Raw genomic sequence first — 17,929 nt, 5'->3', positions numbered from 1 at the left:
GCTCGGGGCTGCCCACCGCCGCCGGGCCCGCGGCGCCCAGCAGCCGCCGGGCCGCCTCCCAGTGCCGCACCGCCCGCCGATGCCGATCGACCGCCTGCCGGTACGCCGCCGCGAGTCTGCCCACCGTCCGCCCTCCGACGTTTGCGATCGAAGGGAACCCTAACGGACGCGCGCCGTACCGGCACGGGGCGCTCCGCACCGGGGATTCGTCCACTGTTCACCCGGCTACCGACGGGCGCGCCGCCCGCCGTTCCCCGGGCCCGGCTTGCCTTCGGTCAGGCAATCGTGCGCACAGGAAGGCGACGACGTGACCACCTCACCTCTCCCCCGGCGGTCCCTGCTGCGCGGCGGCGTGGCCGGCGGACTCGGCATCATGGTGGCCGGCAGCTTGGAGGCGATCGCCGGACCGGCGGCGGCCCGGCCCGCGTGCCGCCCCGCCGTCGGCTACGGCGACCTGGTGCCGGACCCGGCCGGCCTGCTGGCGCTGCCGCCGGGCTTTTCCTACACGGTCGTCGCGCAGGCGGGCGCGACGCTCCTGGAGTCCGGGCAGCCCACCCCGAGCGACGCGGACGGCACCGGCTGCTTCCGCGGGCCGCACGGCTCGGTGCTGGTGAACAACCACGAGATCGGCGGCGACGAGCCGTACCCGGTGCCGGCGCTACCAGGCCTCACCTACGACCCGGGCGCCCGCGGCGGCACCACCACCATCGAGGTGGACCGGCACGGGCGGCGGCTGCGCGAGTACGTCAGCGTGGCCGGCACGCACAACAACTGCGCCGGCGGTATCACCCCGTGGGGCACGTGGCTGACCTGCGAGGAGACCGAGCAGCGGGCCGGTGGGCGGTATCTGAAGGACCACGGGTACGTCTTCGAGGTCGACCCGCACGACAGGTCCGCCAACACCGATCCGGTGCCGCTGACGTTCCTCGGGCGGTACTCCCACGAGGCGGTGGCGGTCGACCCGTACACGCACTCGATCTACCTGACCGAGGACGCGAGCGGGCCCAACGGCCTGTACTTCCGGTGGACGCCGCCGCCCGGCTTCCGGGCCGGCAAGGGCGCGCTGCGGGCGCTGGCCCAGCGGCCCGACGGCGGGACCGCCGGCAGCCTCGCCGCGATGCGCTGCCTGCGCGGCGACGACCACGTGACCGACCTGTCCGAGGCCACCACCCCGGGCACCCGCTACCGGGTGGAGTGGGTCGAGGTGCCCGACCGCGACGCCCGCACCGTGTCCGTACGCAAGCAGTTCACCGACGCGGAGGTGACCCGCAGCCGCAAGCTGGAGGGCGCCTGGTGGGGCGACGGCGGCGCGTACTTCGTGGCCAGCTACGCCCGGCACGACGACGGCAGCGCCAACGAGCACGACGGGCAGGTGTGGTTCTACGACCCGCGCCGGCAGACCGTCACGCTGAAGACCATCTTCGGGGTGAACACCGACCCGGAGGCCGACCACGGCAACTACGACGGGCCGGACAACATCACCGTCTCGCCGTACGGCGGGGTGATCCTGGCCGAGGACGGCGAGGGCGTGTCGCACCTGGTCGGCGTCACCGAGCAGGGCACTGCGTATCCGCTGGCGCGCAACGAGCTGAACGACAGCGAGTTCACCGGGCCGACGTTCAGCGCGGACGGGAGGACGCTGTTCGCCAACATCCAGTCGCCGGGGTACGTGTTCGCGATCACCGGACCGTGGGGGCGGCCGGGTAACGGGCACCGCTGAGGAAGCGCTGGCCGGCGGTTCCCCAGGGGGCGGGAACCGCCGGCTGCCCTACCTGAAATCGGTGACCCTCAGGAGCCATCACTCGGCGGGCGTGAACGAGGGGTGATCAAGCGCGAGATCTGCGCCCGAAGCCGGTGATCATCCGGCGGCACGACTCGGTAGCCCAAACGCTCCAACTCGGCCAGTGCCGTACCGGTATTGCGCCGGACCACCGCAGCGATCTGCCTGCGCCGGTAATCCGTGCGGGTCGATTCGATCAACTGCCGCCAACCGTTCTTGGCCTCGACGAGCCCTTCGATGATCAGGCATTCGAGGACGTCCTCGAGCGCGGGACGAAACCTTCGTCCGCCGACCGGCAGGTGAATCTTGCTGAGCCCGCCGGCACCCTTCCGCCCCAACTCGGAGAGAAAGGTCTCGAACGTCGGATGGCTGGCGCAGACCTGAAGGTGGGCCTCGGTGTACTGCTCCTTGTTCCGCTGAAAGTCGTAGTGCAGCAGCGGCTCAGGTGTGCCGCCGAATTTGAGCGCACAGTAGGACGCTTCGACAGTGAGGAACTTGCCTTCGTCATGGTCGAGGGTGAGGAGACATTGCACATCGAGCCAGATGCCGGTCCTCGCCGCCGAGCGCATACGCACTGGCTGCGACCGGAGCCCGTCGAGCTGAGTCCCGACCACGGCCTGCTTGGGCGACACCTTTGCCACGACTCGCGCGTTGTCACAGACCGTCTTGTTCAATAAGCCCTGCAGAGTATCGGCGAACTGTCGAGCCTGTGGCCCGAGTGCGCTACGCCCGCGTGTTGCCAATGGACATCCATAGCTTCTGCGCTTCAACGGAGCAGAAGTCACGCCGTTCTGCCATCTCGGCGAGCTGCCGGTAAGTCAGGTGCATCTGTTCGAGTTCCTGCTCGACGGCATCTCGCCACTCGTCGCCAGTCATCTCGATCACGAGTGAGCCTGGCACCTGGTAGGGAGCACTTGTCACCACGACCTCCACCGCACTCGATCTCCGCCTACACGATGCTAGGCATACAGCAAGATCTTTATCTACCCGGCGTCGCCGAATGAACACTTCCAGTCACTCGAATCCCGCCTTCAACCGACCAGAACGTCAGGCCGGCGGGCGCAGGCCGTCGAGTGCGATGGCCAGGACGCGGTCGCGCTGGGCCGGGTCCGGGAACTGATATGCGGCCAGCCCGCTGATCAGCCGGATCACGTCGTCGAAGCCGGCGTCCGGCCGGGCCGCGCCGGCCTCCTGGGCGCGGCGCAGCAGCGGCTCGCCGGTCGCGTAGATCTCGGTGCGGCAGCTGCGGAACACCTCGGAGTCGTGCACCAGCTCCTCGGCCAGCGCCCGCTTGGTGGCCACATAGGCGACGAACCGGTGCAGCCAGCCGACCAGGGCGTCCCACGGCGGCTCGTCGGCCAGGTCGGCGGCGGAGGCGCTGAGCGCGCGCACCTCCTCGACGTAGACCGCCTCGAACAGGTCCCGCCGCTGGGGGAAGTTGCGGTAGAGCGTGCCGATGCCCACGCCCGCCCGGCGGGCGATCTCCTCCAGCGACGCGCCCGCGCCGTGCTCGCCGAAGACCTCGCGGGCGGCGGCGATCAGCGCGTCGTAGTTGCGGCGGGCGTCGGCCCGTTTCGGGCGGCGGGAGAAGACCTCACCGGGCACGTCGGCGTCGGTCATGACGCGCGTCACCCCTTCCGTCTTGCAACCGGAGGCACCCCTCCGCTAGGTTAATGGAGGCAAGCCTCCGGTTACTGACCGGAGCCACCCCTCCGGATAGCTTACTCCGGACTTCCGGCCGCCCTCCGGCCACGCGATCCTCGCGCCACGACACGGACCCGGGAGGTCCCACCATGCCCGCCGACCGCTGAGCGCCCGCACAACCCGGCCGCCACCGCCGCACGACCGCGCGAGCGGCCCCCAGTCTCGTACCGACAACGGGGAGTTCTCCCACATGATCCACTCATCAGGGCGCGGCTCGCGCCGGCTCACCTTCCTCGTGCTGGCCGCCGGCACCGGATTCTTCGCGATGCTCCAGTCGCTGATCACGCCGGTGCTGCCCACCATCCAGCACGACCTGCACACCTCGCCCAACACGGTGACCTGGGTGCTCACCGCCTACCTGCTCTCCGCGTCCGTCTTCACGCCGATCATCGGCCGCGTCGGCGACATGGTCGGCAAGGAGAAGACGCTCGTCTTCTCGCTCGCCGCGCTCGCGCTGGGCTGCCTGCTGGCAGCCGTCGCCCCCAGCATCGGCGTGCTGATCGCCGCCCGCGTGGTGCAGGGCATCGGCGGCGCCGTCTTCCCGCTCTCGTTCGGCATCATCCGCGACGAGTTCCCGGCCGCCCGGGTCAGCTCGGCCGTGGCCTCGATCTCCGCGGTCGTGGCCGTCGGCGGCGGGCTGGGCGTGGTGCTGGCCGGGCCGATCGTGGCCACGCTGGGCTACCGGTGGCTGTTCTGGATCCCGCTGGTGGTGGTCGGCCTGACCGCGCTCGCCGCGCACCGGTTCGTGCCACGCTCGCCGGTACGCACCCCGGGCCGGATCAACTGGCTCAGCGCCGTACTCCTGTCCGGCTGGCTGGTGGCGCTGCTGCTGCCGGTCAGCAAGGGCGCCGCGTGGGGCTGGGGCTCCGGCCGGGTGGTCGGACTGCTGACGCTGGCCGCGGTGCTCGCCGCCGCCTGGCTGGCGACCGAGGCCCGCGCCGCGAACCCGCTGATCGACCTGCGGATGATGCGCCTGCCGGCGGTCTGGACCACGAACCTCGTCGGGTTGCTCTACGGCGCCTCGATGTTCGCCGTGTACGCGTTCCTGCCGCAGTTCGCGCAGATCCCGACCAGCGCCGGCTACGGCTTCGGCGCCAGCGTCACCCAGGCCGGGCTGCTGATGCTGCCGATGCTCGTCGGCATGTTCGTGGCCGGCCTGCTGGCCGGACGGCTGCAGTCCCGGTTCAGCGCCAAGGCGCAGCTGAGCACCGGCGCGGTGTTCAACGTGGCGGCCGCCGCCATGCTGACCGTCGCGCACGACACCCGCTGGCAGGTCGGGATCGCCGGTGGCCTGGTCGGCCTCGGCATCGGGCTGGCGTTCGCCTCGATGGCGAACCTGATCGTGGCGAACGTGCCGGCCGGGCAGACCGGCGCGGCGACCGGCATGAACGCCAACATCCGTACCATCGGCGGCGCGATCGGCGCGGCGCTCGCCAGCGCCGTGATCACCGCGAATCCGCAGCCGAGCGGGCTGCCCCGGGAGGCCGGTTTCACCGCGGGCTTCCTGCTGCTCACCGGCATCTCGGTGGCCGCGGCGCTGGCCGCGCTCGCCGTACCCTCCGGCCGCCGCCGGTGGCCCCGGCGGCGGATCGGGCCGGCGGTGCCGGACCTGGCGCCGGCCGCGGAGCTGGTCCCGGCCCGCTGACCTGAGCCCTCTCGTTCCGTGGATCTTGGTACGCGGGCGCCCCTTGCGGGGCGTGCGCGTACCAAGATCTCGCCTAGCGTGGTGCGACGCGGCAGCCGGGGTCGGGTCCGGTGTCGGCCACGCCGCAGTGGAACACCTCGACCGGGGCGGCGTCCACGTCGGGCACCTTCGCCACGGTGAGCAGCGCCAGCCGCTTCGCCACCGGTTCGCCGGAGTCCGGGGCGTACCGGATGAGGCCGCTGACCCCCGGGTAGCCGCCGGCGGCGTTCTGCCGCAGCACCTCGGCGTGCACCCCGACCGGGTTGACCGAGCGGGGCTCCCAGCGGCGGCCGGTGTCGGCGTGGCGCAGGCGGGCGGCGAGGCTCTCCAGCGCGCGTACCGTCATCATGGTGGCGTCGTAGGCCAGGCTGACCCGCTCGCCGACGGGCGGACCGGTCCCGGCGCGGCATCGGGGCGGGTCGAGCAGGCCGTCCGCGCCGATCCAGGTGAGGAAACTGCCCCGGGCGTCGTCGCGCCCGGCCTGCGCGGCCCGCAGCGACGCGCACGTGGCCAGCGCGGCCTTCGACACGTACGTGACCGGCAGGTTGCCCGGCGCGCTGGCGCGCAGCCCCGGGTTGGCCATGTAGCGGTTCACCGAGTCGTCGGCTACCAGGTGCCGGGGCGGGTTCGCGCCGCACTCCTTGAGCGCGCGCATGAACCCGTCGAACTCCGACCAGCGGCCGGCGAAGAAGAGCATCCCCGGGTAGCCGCACTCCTGGGTGAGCCGCCGCCCGCTGCGCCACTCGTCGAGCCGGGTGATCCGGTCGCCGAAGCGATCCCGCAGGCCGTCGACGAGCGTGGCGACGTACAGGTCGTCGGTGAGCGAGCTGCCCTCGCCGGTGGTCCAGTAGACGTGCGCCTCCCCCACCCGCAGCACCTGCCGGGCGTACGCCTCGACCATCCGGGCCTGGTCGCGGTTCGGCGCCGACATGGCCAGGTAGAGGCTGGAGTTGGCGTCCATCCGGTCGGCCGACAGCGTGGGGGCGAGCACCGGCAGGCCGACCCGGTTGAGTTCGCGCAGCGCCGCCGCCGTGCTGGTGCGGCTGTCCACCAGCCCGACCACGCCCAGCACCGTCGGGTCGTCGCGGGCCAGCCCTTCCAGCATCCGTACCGCGTCGTCGGCGTGCCGCATCTGCCGGCCGGCGTTCGCCACCACGATGTGCAGCAGCGCCGCGTCGTCCGCCGCCGCCGACTCCTGGAGCAGGGCGTACTGGGCGGTGGCCATGCCCTCCAGTTCCTCCCGCTCGGAGACGTAGGACTCCTCGTCGGCGCGGGTCCGGTTGCCGGTGAGGCTGCCCAGGTAGACAAGCGTCAGGTAGGGGCGGCGGTGCTCGCTGCGCCGCCACACCTCCTCGGCGGCCCGGTTCTGGGCGAAGATGCGCCGCTGCACGGCGCGCAGCCGGTCCTGCCCGGGTTCGCTGTTGAAGACCTGCCCGGCGGTGTCGCTGTAGCCGACGCACTCCCCGGCCACGAGCCGGACGGCGGCCTGGTCGGTGGGCCAGGGGCGGCAGTCCGGCGCCCACCGCCCGTGCGCCCACACGCCCAGCCCGGCGACGAGCGCCAGGGCCACCGCGGCGGGCAGGAACCGCCGTGCCCACCAGGGCGGGTCGGGCGCGACCAGAGCGGGCGGGACGCCTCCCACCGGGACGTCGACGTCCCGGTCGTCCGCCTCCAGCAGCATCAGCCAGGCGCCGGGGCGGCGCAGCCGACGGTTCTCCGGCAGCGCCTCGGCCCACTCCTCGTACGCCTCCTCGGCCTCGGCCAGCGGCCGGGCCGCGGCCGGTTCCGGCGGCGGGTCGGCGGCGACCGCGACGACGAGCAGCGGATCGTTGCGGCCGGTCTCGTTGCGCACCTCGTCGACGAGCCGGACCAGCGTGTGCCCGACGTTGTCCGGCCGCGCGCCGTCGAGCACCAGCACCGGGTAGGCGGTGCGGCGCCAGTCCCCGGGCCGCCAGAACCGGCGCCGGTACGCCAGGCGCAGGTCCTCCAGGAACGCGTGCAGCAGCAGCTTCTCCACCTGGGCCGGGTGTTCGCCGTCGCGCCAGCCGGCGGTGAGCCGCTCGGCGAAGCCGAGGAACGTCACCGACTGCCGGGGCGCCAGGTACTGCTGGCGCATGAACCAGCGGTACTGCCGTCCGACGAGCGGCACCCGGCCGGAGACGGCGATCCGGAACACGACGCCGGGTACGGCCCGCCACAGCAGCCAGAGCAGCAGGTGCAGCGCGGCGCCGAGGCCGGAGTCGCCGCCGACCTGGGGGTCCTCACCGGCACGCCGTCCTCGCCAGTCCCGTAGCCGGCGCACCAGCGCGGCCCGCCCGCTGTCGGCGGCGTCCAGGTCCACGGCGAGCGTCTGGTGCATCAGCCAGTCGGCCAGCGGGTAGTGCCGGAACCGCAGCCGGGGCGCGCCGAACGCCTCCACGGAGAGCTGCCGGTGCAGCTCGCGCAGCACGGCCGCGACGTCGTCGCCGACGGGCCGGCCGGTCAGGTCCAGCACGGCGTGCGGTACCCGCCGCCCGGCCCGGAGCGCCGCGAAACGCCGTAGCAGGGCCGCGACCGCGCCGTCCCCGGTGGGCCGGACCAGCCAGAGCAGTGGGAGCCGGCGGTCACCGCGGCGTGGACGCCGCAGCAGCCGGGCCAGCAGGGTGAGCAGTTCCGGGCCGCCGGCCGGGAGTTGCTCGCGGACCGGCCGCGGCCGGGTCACCGGTTCGCGCATGGTCACCTCCGGGTCACACGGGGTGTCGCACCATTGTCGACGTTCGATGCAACCCGGCACGGCGGGGCCCCGCTCGACGGACGGGTGTCGAGCGGGGCCCCTCCTCGCGTGCGGATCAGCCGATGGCGGCGGTCAGCGCGGCCAGGTAGCCGTAGCGGTAGCCGCTGGCGTTCGGGTGGTACGCCTCGATGACGCCGCTGACGTCACGGATCCACGGATCGGCGGCGCACACGCCGTGCCCGGCGAAGAACGGCCGCGCGTCGACGAAGGTGCCGCCGGCGGCGGCGGCCCGGCCGGCGATGACGCCGTTGAGCGTGTCGGCGGCCTGGTTGAGGATGGTGCGCTTGTAGCTGCTCATGGCGAGCAGTCCACAGGAGCCGGTCTCGAACAGCCGCGGGTAGCCGAGCACCACCAGCCGGGCGTTCGGGGCCCGGTTGCGGATCGCGGTGTACGTGGCGTCGAGCCGGGCGGGCAGCGTGGCGGTGGCGAACGCCTTCGACTCGTTGACCGCGCTCTCGCAGCTGGACGTGCTGCCGAAGCGGCAACTGGTCATCACGTCGGCGAAGCCGGCGTCGTTGCCGCCGATGGTGATGGTGACCAGCGTGGTGCTGCTGCTGAGCTGGCCGACCTGGTTGGCCAGCACGTCGGCGGTGACCGCGCCGCCGCAGGCCGGGAACTTGAAGCTGGTGACCGAATGGGCGGCGGCCCAGAGCGGGGCGTACGACTTCTGGCTGCGCAGGCAGGTGGACAGGTCGTACGGGCCGGCGCCGACCCCGGAGGAGTAGGAGTCACCGAGGGCGACGTAGTTGACGGTGGCCGCCCGGGCGGCGCCGGGCAGGAGCACGGCGCCGAGGACGGCCGCCAAGAGGGCGGCGAACGCGGTACGGACGCGACGGGGCATGGCAGAGCCTCCACGGTGCAGGGGTGGTGGAGCCCGTTGACCGCGCGCGTGGCCGAGGGATCGGTGCTGTTACTGATCGGTAATGCTATCGAAACATTCGCAAGAATTGAATAGCCGAGATCGGCCGGACGGGACAGATACGTTCACATGTGTCGATTAGCTTGACGGTGACGACACCCGACGGAGGGAGTCCCACCGTGCGACGCGCACTCACGGCGGCCATCGCCGCCCTGACCCTCACCACGGCCGGCACCACAGTGACCGGTGCCCCCGGCCAGGCCGCCCCCACCGGATGGGGCCGGCCACAACCCGCGGCGGCCACCCCGACGCCGGGCAGCCCCGGGCTGGGCGACAGCTACTTCCCCGACTACGGCAACGGCGGCTACGACGTCGGCCACTACGACATACGGCTGCGCTACGAGCCGGCCACCGACCGGCTCAGCGGCACCACCACGATCCTCGCCACCGCCACGAAGGACCTATCCCGGTTCAACCTGGACTTCGCCCTCGACGTCGAATCGGTGCGGGTGAACGGGTGGGTCGCCGGCTTCACCCGGGCCGGCGACCACGAGCTGGTGATCACCCCGGCCCGGCCGCTGGTGAAGGGCCAGCAGCTCACCGTCGTGGTGAGGTACGCGGGCGTGCCGTCGCAGACCACCGTCTACGGCTACACCGCGTGGACCCGTACCGCCGACGGGGCGCTCGCCGTCAACGAGCCCGAGTCGGCCTGGTGGTGGTACCCGAGCAACGACCACCCGAAGGACAAGGCCACCTGGGACATCTCGGTGTCGGTGCCCACCGGCGTCGAGGTGATCAGCAACGGCGTGCAGCCGCGCGACCCGCTGCCCGAGGCCGGCAACCGCACCCGGTGGAGCTGGCGCAGCGTCAAGCCCGGTGCCACCTACCAGGCGTTCCTCGCGATCGGGCAGTACGACATCGTCACCGACGTCGCACCGAACGGGCAGCCGGTGGTGAACGCGTACAGCACCACGCTCGGCGAGCGCCTGCCGGCCGCGCGGGCCAGCATCGAACGCACCGCCGAGATCGTCGACTGGGAGAGCGGGCTGTTCGGCCCGTACCCGTTCGAGGCGCAGGGCGGCGTGGCCGGGCCGGTCGACGGCATCGGCTTCGCCCTGGAGACGCAGACCCGCCCGGTGTACGGGCCCGGCTTCTGGCGGCGCGGCGCCAACACGTACGTGGTGGTGCACGAGAACGCCCACCAGTGGTTCGGCGACTCGGTGTCGGTGGCCGACTGGCGGCACATCTGGCTTAACGAGGGCTTCGCCTCGTACGCCGAATGGCTCTGGTCCGAGGAGCAGGGCGAGGGCACCGCGCAGGAGCTGTTCGACTTCACCTACGACAGCTACCCGGCCGACTCCGAGTTCTGGCAGGTACGCCCCGGCGCCCCAGGCCCGAGCGGGATCTTCGACGACGCGGTCTACGACCGGGGTGCGATGGCGCTGCACCAGATCCGGCTCGCCGTCGGCGACGCCGCGTTCTTCCGCATCCTGCGCACCTGGACCGCCAAGCGGCAGTACGGCAACGGCACCGTCGCGCAGTTCCAGGCGCTCGCCGAGCGGATCTCCGGGCGGGACCTCGACGCGGTGTTCACCACCTGGCTGTTCACGCCCGGCCGGCCCACCGTGGCCGCCGCCGCGCGGACGACCGCCGCACCGGCGCAGCCGGCCTCGTGGGCGAAGATCCGCGCGGCGCACGACCTGCTCGGCCGCTGACGGCGCCGGCCGGGCCGGTCCGCTTCCGGCGGGCCGGCCCGGTTCGTCCGAGGAGGAAACCGGTGATACACAACGTCCATGAACGAGACCTGCCGGTGCCGGCTTCGGCGGCCGGGGCGCTGATCGACTCGCTGGCCGGGCCGGAGGACCGCCTCTGGCCGCTGCGGCGCTGGCCGGCCATGCGCCTGGACCGGCCGTTGGGGGTCGGTGCCACAGGCGGCCACGGGCCGGTCCGCTACACGGTGCAGGACTACCGGCCCGGCGCGTACGTGCGCTTCCGGTTCCTCGCTCCGGCCGGCTTCCGCGGCCACCACGAGTTCGAGGTGCTGCCCGGGACCGGCGACGGGTGTCTGCTGCGCCACCGGCTGGTGATGACCGCGCACGGGTCCGCGCGGGTGAGCTGGCCGCTGTTCTTCCGTCCGCTGCACGACGCGCTGGTGGAGGACAGCCTCGACACCGCTGTGGTCAGCCTCGGCCTGGCCCGGCCAGCGCCGAGGCGCTGGCCGGCGCGGGTACGCGTCCTGCGCGGGCTGGCCCGGACAGTGAGCCGCGGCCGACGCACGGTCCGTTGAGTTTGTTAAGAAGGGCCCCCTCCTCTGCCTGAGGCGTTAAGAGGGGGCCCTTCCTTTCACCTGGCGGCGAGCGGCTGGCGGGCCGGGTCGACCGGGGCGGGCAGCTCCCCCACCCCGCCGAGGTACGTGTGGATCGCCGCCGCGGCGGCGCGTCCCTCGGCGATCGCCCAGACGATCAGCGAGGCCCCCCGGTGCATGTCACCGGCGACGAAGATACCGTCGGCGGCCTGCCAGTCGGGGCCGGAGTCGATCGCGCCCCGGCGGTTGCGGGTCACCCCGAACTGGGCCAGCAGCGGCTGCTCCTCGGTGCCCTCGAAGCCGATGGCGAGCAGCACCAGGTCGGCCGGGATCTCCCGCTCGGAGCCGGGCAGCGGGGTGACGATGCGGCGACCGTCCACCTTCTCCACTGTCACCTCGGCGATCCGGACCGCGCGGACCTGGCCGGTGCCGTCGTCCACGAACTCCTGCACCGCGACGGCGAAGACCCGCTCGCCGCCCTCCTCGTGCGCCGGATAGTTGCGCAGCACCCAGGGCCACGTCGGCCACGGGTCCCGCGCCGCGTCGCGCTCGGCCGGCGGCTCCGGGTAGAGGTCGAGCTGGTGGACGCCCGCCGCGCCCTGCCGGTGCGCCACACCGAGGCAGTCCGCGGCGGTGTCGCCACCGCCGATGATCACCACGTGCTTGCCGGCGGCGTCGATCGGCGTACCGTCGGGCAGCGTGGCGAGCGCGGGCCGCCCGTCCCCGGCGGCGGCCACCACCCGGTTCGCGGCGACCAGGTGCGCCATCGCCTGGTGCACGCCGCGCAGCGCCCGGCCGGGCGTCTCCGGGGTGTCGCGCCCCTGCAACGCGCCGCAGGCCAGCAGCACCGCGTCGTGCTCGGCGCGCAACTGCTCGGCGGTCACGTCGACGCCCACCTCGACACCGGTCCGGAACCGCACACCCTCGGCGGTGAGCTGGGCCAGCCGCTTGTCGATGTGCTGCTTCTCCAGCTTGAAGTCGGGGATGCCGTAGCGGAGCAGGCCGCCGATCGCGTCGTCGCGCTCGTACACGGTGACCGTGTGACCGGCGCGGGCGAGCTGCTGCGCGGCGGCCAGCCCGGCCGGACCGGAGCCGACCACCGCCACCGACCGGCCGGTCGGGGCGGACGCGGGCCGGGGCCGCAGACCGTCGCGGGCCACGGCCGCGTCGGCGATCTCCACCTCGACCTGCTTGATGGTGACCGGCTGCTGGCCGCCGAGGCCGAGCACGCAGGCCGCCTCGCACGGCGCCGGGCAGAGCCGGCCGGTGAACTCGGGGAAGTTGTTCGTGGCGTGCAGCGACTCCACCGCGGCGTCCCAGTTGCCGGTGCGGACCAGATCGTTCCAGTCCGGGATGCGGTTGCCCAGCGGGCAGCCGTCGTGGCAGAACGGGATGCCGCAGTCCATGCACCGGGTGGCCTGCTCGCGGATCAGCTCCTCACCGGCCGGCGGGTAGACCTCCCGCCAGTCGGAGATGCGTACCGGCACCGGACGGCGGGCCGGCAGCCGCCGGTCGTAGCGCAGGAAACCGTTCGGGTCAGGCACGAGCCACCTCCTGGGCGACCGCCCGGGGCGCGGGCGGTACCGGCGCGGCCGACGGCACGCTGAGCGCGCTCATCACCGCGTCGTCGACGTCTCGGCCGGCGGCTTCGGCGGCCCGCATGATCTCCATGACCCGGCGGTAGTCCCGGGGCACCACCGCGGTGAACTCCTCCACCGCCTGCGGCCAGCGCTTGAGCAGGTCCTCGGCGACCGCCGAGTCCGTCTCGGCGAAGTGCCGCTGGACCAGCTCGTGCAGCCGGTCGCGTTCCTCGTCGCGCAGCGGCGACAGGTCGACCAGCTCGGCGTTCACCAGCCGCTCGTCGAGCCGGTGCACGAACGCGGTGCCACCGGACATGCCGGCGGCGAAGTTGCGCCCGGTCGGCCCGAGCACCACGACGGTGCCGCCGGTCATGTACTCGCAGCCGTGGTCGCCGAGGCCCTCGACCACCGCGACCGCGCCGGAGTTGCGCACCGCGAACCGCTCCCCCACCCGGCCGCGCAGGTACACCTCGCCGCCGGTGGCGCCGTACAGGATGGTGTTGCCGGCGATGATCTGGTCCTCGGCGCGGCGGCCCGGCGTGGCGTCCACGCCGACGAACGGCGCGTCGGCGTCCGGCCGGACCACGATCCGGCCGCCGGACAGTCCCTTGCCGACGTAGTCGTTGGCGTCGCCGTACAGACGCAGCGTGACCCCGCGCGGCAGGAACGCGCCGAACGACTGGCCGGCGGTGCCGCGCAGCCGGAACTCGATCGTGTCGTCGGGCAGCCCGTCGCCGCCGAATCGGCGGGTCACCTCGCCGCCGAGCATCGCGCCGACGCTGCGGTGCTCGTTGCGGACCTCGACCTCGACCCGGACCGGGGTACCGTCGCGCAGCGCCGGCCCGGCCAGCTCGATGAGCCGGTTGTCCAGCGCCGCGTCGAGGCCGTGGTCCTGGGCGCGTACGCCCCGGCGGGCCGCACCCTCGGGCAGCTCCGGCAGGTGCAGCACGCGGCTCAGGTCGAGCCCGTGGCCCTTCCAGTGGTCGATCGCGCCGGCCACGTCGAGCAGCTCGGTGTGGCCGATCGCCTCGTCGATGCTGCGGAAGCCCAGCTCGGCGAGGTAGCCGCGGACCTCCTCGGCGAGGAACAGGAAGAAGTTCTCCACGAACTCCGGCTTGCCGGTGAAGCGCTCGCGCAGCACCGGGTTCTGGGTGGCGATGCCGACCGGACAGGTGTCCAGGTGGCACACCCGCATCATCACGCAGCCCTCGACGATCAGCGGCGCGGTGGCGAAGCCGAACTCCTCGGCGCCGAGCAGCGCCGCGATCAGCACGTCCCGGCCGGTCTTGAGCTGGCCGTCGACCTGCACGGTGACCCGGTCGCGCAGCTTGTTGAGCAGCAGCGTCTGCTGCGCCTCGGCCAGGCCCATCTCCCACGGGGTGCCGGCGTGCTTGAGCGAGTTGAGCGGGGACGCGCCGGTGCCGCCGTCGTGCCCGGAGATCAGGATGACGTCGGCCTTGAGCTTGGCCACACCCGCCGCGACGGTGCCCACGCCTACCTCGCTGACCAGCTTGACGTGCACCCGGGCGGCCGGGTTGACGCACTTCAGGTCGTGGACGAGCTGGGCCAGGTCCTCGATGGAGTAGATGTCGTGGTGCGGCGGTGGGGAGATCAGGCCGACGCCGGGGGTGGCGTGCCGGGTCCGGGCGATCCACGGCCAGACCTTGTTGCCCGGTAGCTGCCCGCCCTCGCCGGGCTTCGCGCCCTGCGCCATCTTGATCTGCAAGTCGTCGGCGTTGACCAGGTATTCGCTGGTCACGCCGAACCGGCCGCTGGCGATCTGCTTGACCGCGGAGCGGCGCTCCGGGTCGTGCAGCCGCTCGACGTCCTCGCCGCCCTCGCCGGTGTTGGACTTGCCGCCGAGCCGGTTCATCGCGATGGCGAGCGTCTCGTGCGCCTCCGCCGAGATCGACCCGTACGACATGGCGCCGGTGGCGAAGCGCTTGACGATCTCGGAGGCCGGCTCGACCTCGTCCAGCGGCACCGCCGGGCGTACGCCGGTGCGCAGCGTGAACAGCCCGCGCAGCGAGCCCGCCTGCGCGGCCAGCTCGTCGACCTTGGCGGTGTACTGCCGGAACACGTCGTACTGGCGGCTGCGGGTGGCGTGCTGGAGCAGGAAGACCGTCTCCGGGTTGAACAGGTGCAGCTCACCCTCGCGGCGCCACTGGTACTCGCCGCCGACCTCCAGCCGGTCGGTGGCCTGCGCGCCCGGCGCCGGCCAGGCCCGCGCGTGCCGGGCCGCCACCTCGGCGTGGATCTCGTTCAGGCCGATGCCGCCGATGGTGCTCGGCGTGCCGCGGAAGTACCTGTGGACCAGGCGGGTGTCCAGGCCGACCGCCTCGAACACCTGCGCGCCGCAGTACGACGACACGGTCGAGATGCCCATCTTCGACATGATCTTCAGGACGCCCTTGCCGAGCGCCTTGACGTAGTTGCGGACCGCCTTCACCCGGTCGACGCCGGCCAGCACGCCGGTGGAGATCATGTCCTCCACCGACTCGAAGGCCAGGTACGGGTTGACCGCCGCCGCGCCGTACCCGATCAGCACCGCGGCGTGGTGCACCTCGCGGCAGTCGCCGGACTCGACGATCAGCGCCACCTGGGTGCGGGTCTGCTCGCGGACCAGGTGCTGGTGCACCGCGGCGGTGAGCAGCAGCGACGGGATCGGCGCCAGGTCGGCGTTGGAGTCCCGGTCGGAGAGCACCAGGATGCGGACGCCGTCCTCGATCGCCTCGGAGACGTGCCGGCAGATCTCGGTCAGCCGGGCCTTGATGCCGGCGCCGCCGTCGCGCAGGCGGTAGAGCCCGGAGACCCGCACCGCCTTGAAGCCGGGCAGGTCGCCGTCCTCGTCGATGGAGAGGATCTTGGCCAGCTCGTCGTTGTCGATCACCGGGTACGGCAGCACGATCTGCCGGCAGCTCGCCGGGCCCGGGTCGAGCAGGTTGCCCTCCGGCCCGATGGTGGACGCCAGGCTGGTCACCAGCTCCTCCCGGATGGCGTCCAGCGGCGGGTTGGTGACCTGCGCGAAGAGCTGATGGAAGTAGTCGTAGAGCAGCCGCGGCCGGGTGGACAGCGGGGCGATCGGCGTGTCCGTGCCCATCGAGCCGATCGGCTCGGCGCCGGTGCGGGCCATCGGGCCGAGCAGGATCTTCAGCTCCTCCTCGGTGTAGCCGAACGTCTGCTGACGGCGGCGTACCGAGTCGTGGGTGTAGACGGTGTGCTCGCGCGGCGGCAGGTCGTCCAGCTCGATCAGGCCGGCGTGCAGCCACTCCTGGTACGGCTGCTCGGCGGCCAGTTCGGTCTTGATCTCGTCGTCGGAGACGATCCGGCCGTTGACGGTGTCGACGAGGAACATCTTGCCGGGCTGGAGCCGGCCCTTGGCGATCACGGTGGCCGGGTCGAGGTCGAGCACGCCCGCCTCGCTGCCGAGCACCACCAGGCCGTCGGCGGTGTGCCACCAGCGGCCCGGGCGCAGGCCGTTGCGGTCCAGCACCGCGCCGACGATCTCGCCGTCGGTGAACGCGACAGACGCCGGGCCGTCCCACGGCTCCATCAGGCTGGCGTGGAAGCGGTAGAACGCGCGCTTGTCGGCGCGCATGTCCGGGTCGTTCTCCCACGCCTCGGGGATCATCATGAGCACCGCGTGCGGCAGGCTCCGCCCGGCCAGGTGCAGCAGTTCCAGCACCTCGTCGAAGTTGGCCGAGTCGGACGCGGCGGGGGTGCACACCGGGAAGACACGGCGGATGTTGCCCGGGATGCTCGGGCTGCGCAGCAGCGCCTCGCGGGCCTGCATCCAGTTGCGGTTGCCCCGGATCGTGTTGATCTCGCCGTTGTGCGCGATGAACCGGTACGGGTGCGCCAGCGGCCAGGACGGGAACGTGTTCGTGGAGAAGCGCGAGTGCACCAGCGCGATGGCGCTGACCACCCGCTCGTCGGTCAGCTCCGGGTAGAACGCGGGGAGCTGGTCCGGGGTGAGCATGCCCTTCCACACCATCGTGCGGCCGGACAGCGACGGGAAGTACGCCGGTACGCCCCGCTCGGCGGTCTCCCGCTCGACCTGCTTGCGCAGGCAGAACGCCACCCGGTCCAGGTCGAGCCCGGTCAGCGGGGAGCCGGCCGGGCCGGCCGGCGAGCCGGTCAGCCGGTGCGCGGCGACGAACAGCTGCCGGACCCGGGGCATGGCCGCGAGCGCGGTCTCCCCCAGGCCGGACGGGTCGGTCGGCACCTCGCGCCAGCCGAGCACGTCGGCGCCCTCGACCAGCGCGTACTTGTCCACCACCTGGCGGGCGCGGGCCTCGGCCGCGTCGTCGTCGGGCAGGAACACCAGGCCGGTGGCGTACTGGCCGGCCGGGGGCAGCGGGAAGTCGACGGTGGCGCGCAGGAACGCGTCCGGCACCTGGATCATGATGCCGGCGCCGTCCCCGGTGTTGTGCTCCGCGCCCCGGGCTCCCCGATGGTCCAGCCGGCACAGCGCCCCGAGGCCGTTCGCGACGACCTGGTGCGAGCGCCGCCCGTGCAGGTCGGCCACGAAGGCCACGCCGCAGGCGTCGTGCTCGTACGCGGGGTCGTAGAGCCCGGTCGTCCGCGGGGCCGACTGCGGGCTGTGAGGGTACGGAAAGGCCACCGGGCCTCCTGTCGTCACTCAGGATGGATCATGATGGGGACGACGTCGGCCCTCTGCGGTTTATTGAGTCTACGTTAGGGCTTCCGGCGCAAGGCCAGTTCAGATTGATCACACTTCCAGATGCTGGGACGTGTAGTCTCGCGCGGTGGATCTCGCACGCGCTGACGTACTCGCCCGGTTGGAGCGGTTCTACGACGCGGTGCCCCGCGACGGGGCCCGGACCGAGGATCACGGCGCCCTGGTGCTGTTCGTCCGCGACGGCGCCGGATGGCCGTTCTACGCCCGGCCCCGGCTCGACGCCACCGAGGCGCCCACGCTCGCCGACGTGACGGCGGTCCGCGCCCGCCAGCGGGAACTGGGCCTGCCCGAGGCGTTCGAGTGGGTGCACGAGCACCAGCCCGACCTGCTGGCGGTGGCCCGCTCGGCCGGGCTCGGCGTGCTGGAGGCGCCGCTGATGCTGCTGGAACCGGAGCGGCTGCCCGATCCGGGGACGTTCAGTGACGTACCGGTGCGGGTGCTGGACCCCGGCGACCCCGGCTTCGCGGCGGACATCGCGCTGCGCCGGGCGGTCGCGGCGGTCGGCTTCGCCAACGGCGGCACCGCGCGCGGCGAGGCCGGAC

General features: G+C 72.9%; 11 protein-coding genes and 1 pseudogene. 5 read left to right on the top strand and 7 right to left on the bottom strand.

The window, feature by feature from the left end; translation table 11 throughout:
- Window positions 1–307: 307 nt before the first annotated feature.
- The gene (locus tag AC2CHG_RS21915) at window positions 308–1,720 is read left to right on the top strand and encodes an alkaline phosphatase PhoX (protein ID WP_484525473.1); all 1,413 of its coding nucleotides are present in this window, start codon (window positions 308–310) and stop codon (window positions 1,718–1,720) included.
- Window positions 1,721–1,788: 68 nt separating this feature from the next.
- Here AC2CHG_RS21915 and AC2CHG_RS21910 read toward each other — a convergent pair whose 3' ends face one another.
- From AC2CHG_RS21910 to AC2CHG_RS21900, 3 genes are all read right to left on the bottom strand, one after another.
- Window positions 1,789–2,454, bottom strand: a complete 666-nt coding sequence (locus AC2CHG_RS21910; RefSeq protein WP_484525472.1) for a hypothetical protein — start codon at window positions 2,452–2,454, stop codon at window positions 1,789–1,791.
- A gap of 49 nt (window positions 2,455–2,503) precedes the next feature.
- Window positions 2,504–2,713 carry a DUF1818 family protein gene (locus AC2CHG_RS21905; protein ID WP_262014644.1) on the bottom strand — a complete coding sequence of 70 codons (210 nt, stop codon included), beginning with the start codon at window positions 2,711–2,713 and terminating at the stop codon, window positions 2,504–2,506.
- 114 nt (window positions 2,714–2,827) lie between these two features.
- Window positions 2,828–3,400, bottom strand: coding sequence for a TetR/AcrR family transcriptional regulator (locus AC2CHG_RS21900; protein ID WP_262014643.1), 573 nt, complete (start codon window positions 3,398–3,400; stop codon window positions 2,828–2,830).
- A 274-nt stretch (window positions 3,401–3,674) separates the two neighbouring features.
- Between AC2CHG_RS21900 and AC2CHG_RS21895 the strand changes: the two genes are divergently transcribed.
- Window positions 3,675–5,129: an MFS transporter gene (locus AC2CHG_RS21895; RefSeq protein ID WP_262014642.1), complete on the top strand. Its 1,455-nt coding sequence runs from the start codon at window positions 3,675–3,677 to the stop codon at window positions 5,127–5,129.
- Window positions 5,130–5,202: 73 nt separating this feature from the next.
- Here AC2CHG_RS21895 and AC2CHG_RS21890 read toward each other — a convergent pair whose 3' ends face one another.
- On the bottom strand, window positions 5,203–7,881 hold the full coding sequence (locus tag AC2CHG_RS21890; RefSeq protein WP_484525471.1) for a type 1 periplasmic-binding domain-containing protein: 2,679 nt from the start codon (window positions 7,879–7,881) through the stop codon (window positions 5,203–5,205).
- A 115-nt stretch (window positions 7,882–7,996) separates the two neighbouring features.
- A complete protein-coding gene (locus AC2CHG_RS21885) occupies window positions 7,997–8,782 on the bottom strand; it encodes an SGNH/GDSL hydrolase family protein (RefSeq protein WP_484525470.1) in 786 nt (261 codons plus the stop codon).
- Window positions 8,783–8,979: 197 nt separating this feature from the next.
- Here AC2CHG_RS21885 and AC2CHG_RS21880 point away from each other — a divergent pair, with 197 nt between their 5' ends.
- Window positions 8,980–10,515, top strand: a complete 1,536-nt coding sequence (locus tag AC2CHG_RS21880; protein WP_484525469.1) for a M1 family metallopeptidase — start codon at window positions 8,980–8,982, stop codon at window positions 10,513–10,515.
- Between the two features lie 62 nt (window positions 10,516–10,577).
- Window positions 10,578–11,087: a hypothetical protein gene (locus AC2CHG_RS21875; RefSeq protein ID WP_484525468.1), complete on the top strand. Its 510-nt coding sequence runs from the start codon at window positions 10,578–10,580 to the stop codon at window positions 11,085–11,087.
- A gap of 56 nt (window positions 11,088–11,143) precedes the next feature.
- On the opposite strand, the gene AC2CHG_RS21870 is transcribed toward AC2CHG_RS21875, so the two are convergent.
- Window positions 11,144–12,649, bottom strand: coding sequence for a glutamate synthase subunit beta (locus tag AC2CHG_RS21870; protein WP_484525467.1), 1,506 nt, complete (start codon window positions 12,647–12,649; stop codon window positions 11,144–11,146).
- Window positions 12,642–17,309 carry a glutamate synthase large subunit gene (gltB, locus tag AC2CHG_RS21865; protein WP_484525466.1) on the bottom strand — a complete coding sequence of 1,556 codons (4,668 nt, stop codon included), beginning with the start codon at window positions 17,307–17,309 and terminating at the stop codon, window positions 12,642–12,644. Before gltB ends, AC2CHG_RS21870 begins: the two co-directional genes overlap by 8 nt.
- Before the next feature lie 145 nt (window positions 17,310–17,454).
- Between gltB and AC2CHG_RS21860 the strand changes: the two are divergent.
- Window positions 17,455–17,929, top strand: a pseudogene (locus AC2CHG_RS21860) (GNAT family N-acetyltransferase); the annotation flags it as partial.

The sequence above is a fragment of the Micromonospora sp. ATLC20 genome, assembly GCF_057196585.1.
Note: the sequence above shows the minus strand (reverse complement) of the source record. Positions and strands in the feature narration are given on the sequence as shown.

What these genes read in the sequence shown, in the direction of transcription:
- AC2CHG_RS21900 (WP_262014643.1), bottom strand. Translation starts at nt 3,400, where the DNA reads ATGACCGACGCCGACGTGCCCGGTGAGGTCTTCTCCCGCCGCCCGAAA.
- AC2CHG_RS21895 (WP_262014642.1), top strand. Translation starts at nt 3,675, where the DNA reads ATGATCCACTCATCAGGGCGCGGCTCGCGCCGGCTCACCTTCCTCGTG.
- AC2CHG_RS21890 (WP_484525471.1), bottom strand. Translation starts at nt 7,881, where the DNA reads ATGCGCGAACCGGTGACCCGGCCGCGGCCGGTCCGCGAGCAACTCCCG.
- AC2CHG_RS21885 (WP_484525470.1), bottom strand. Translation starts at nt 8,782, where the DNA reads ATGCCCCGTCGCGTCCGTACCGCGTTCGCCGCCCTCTTGGCGGCCGTC.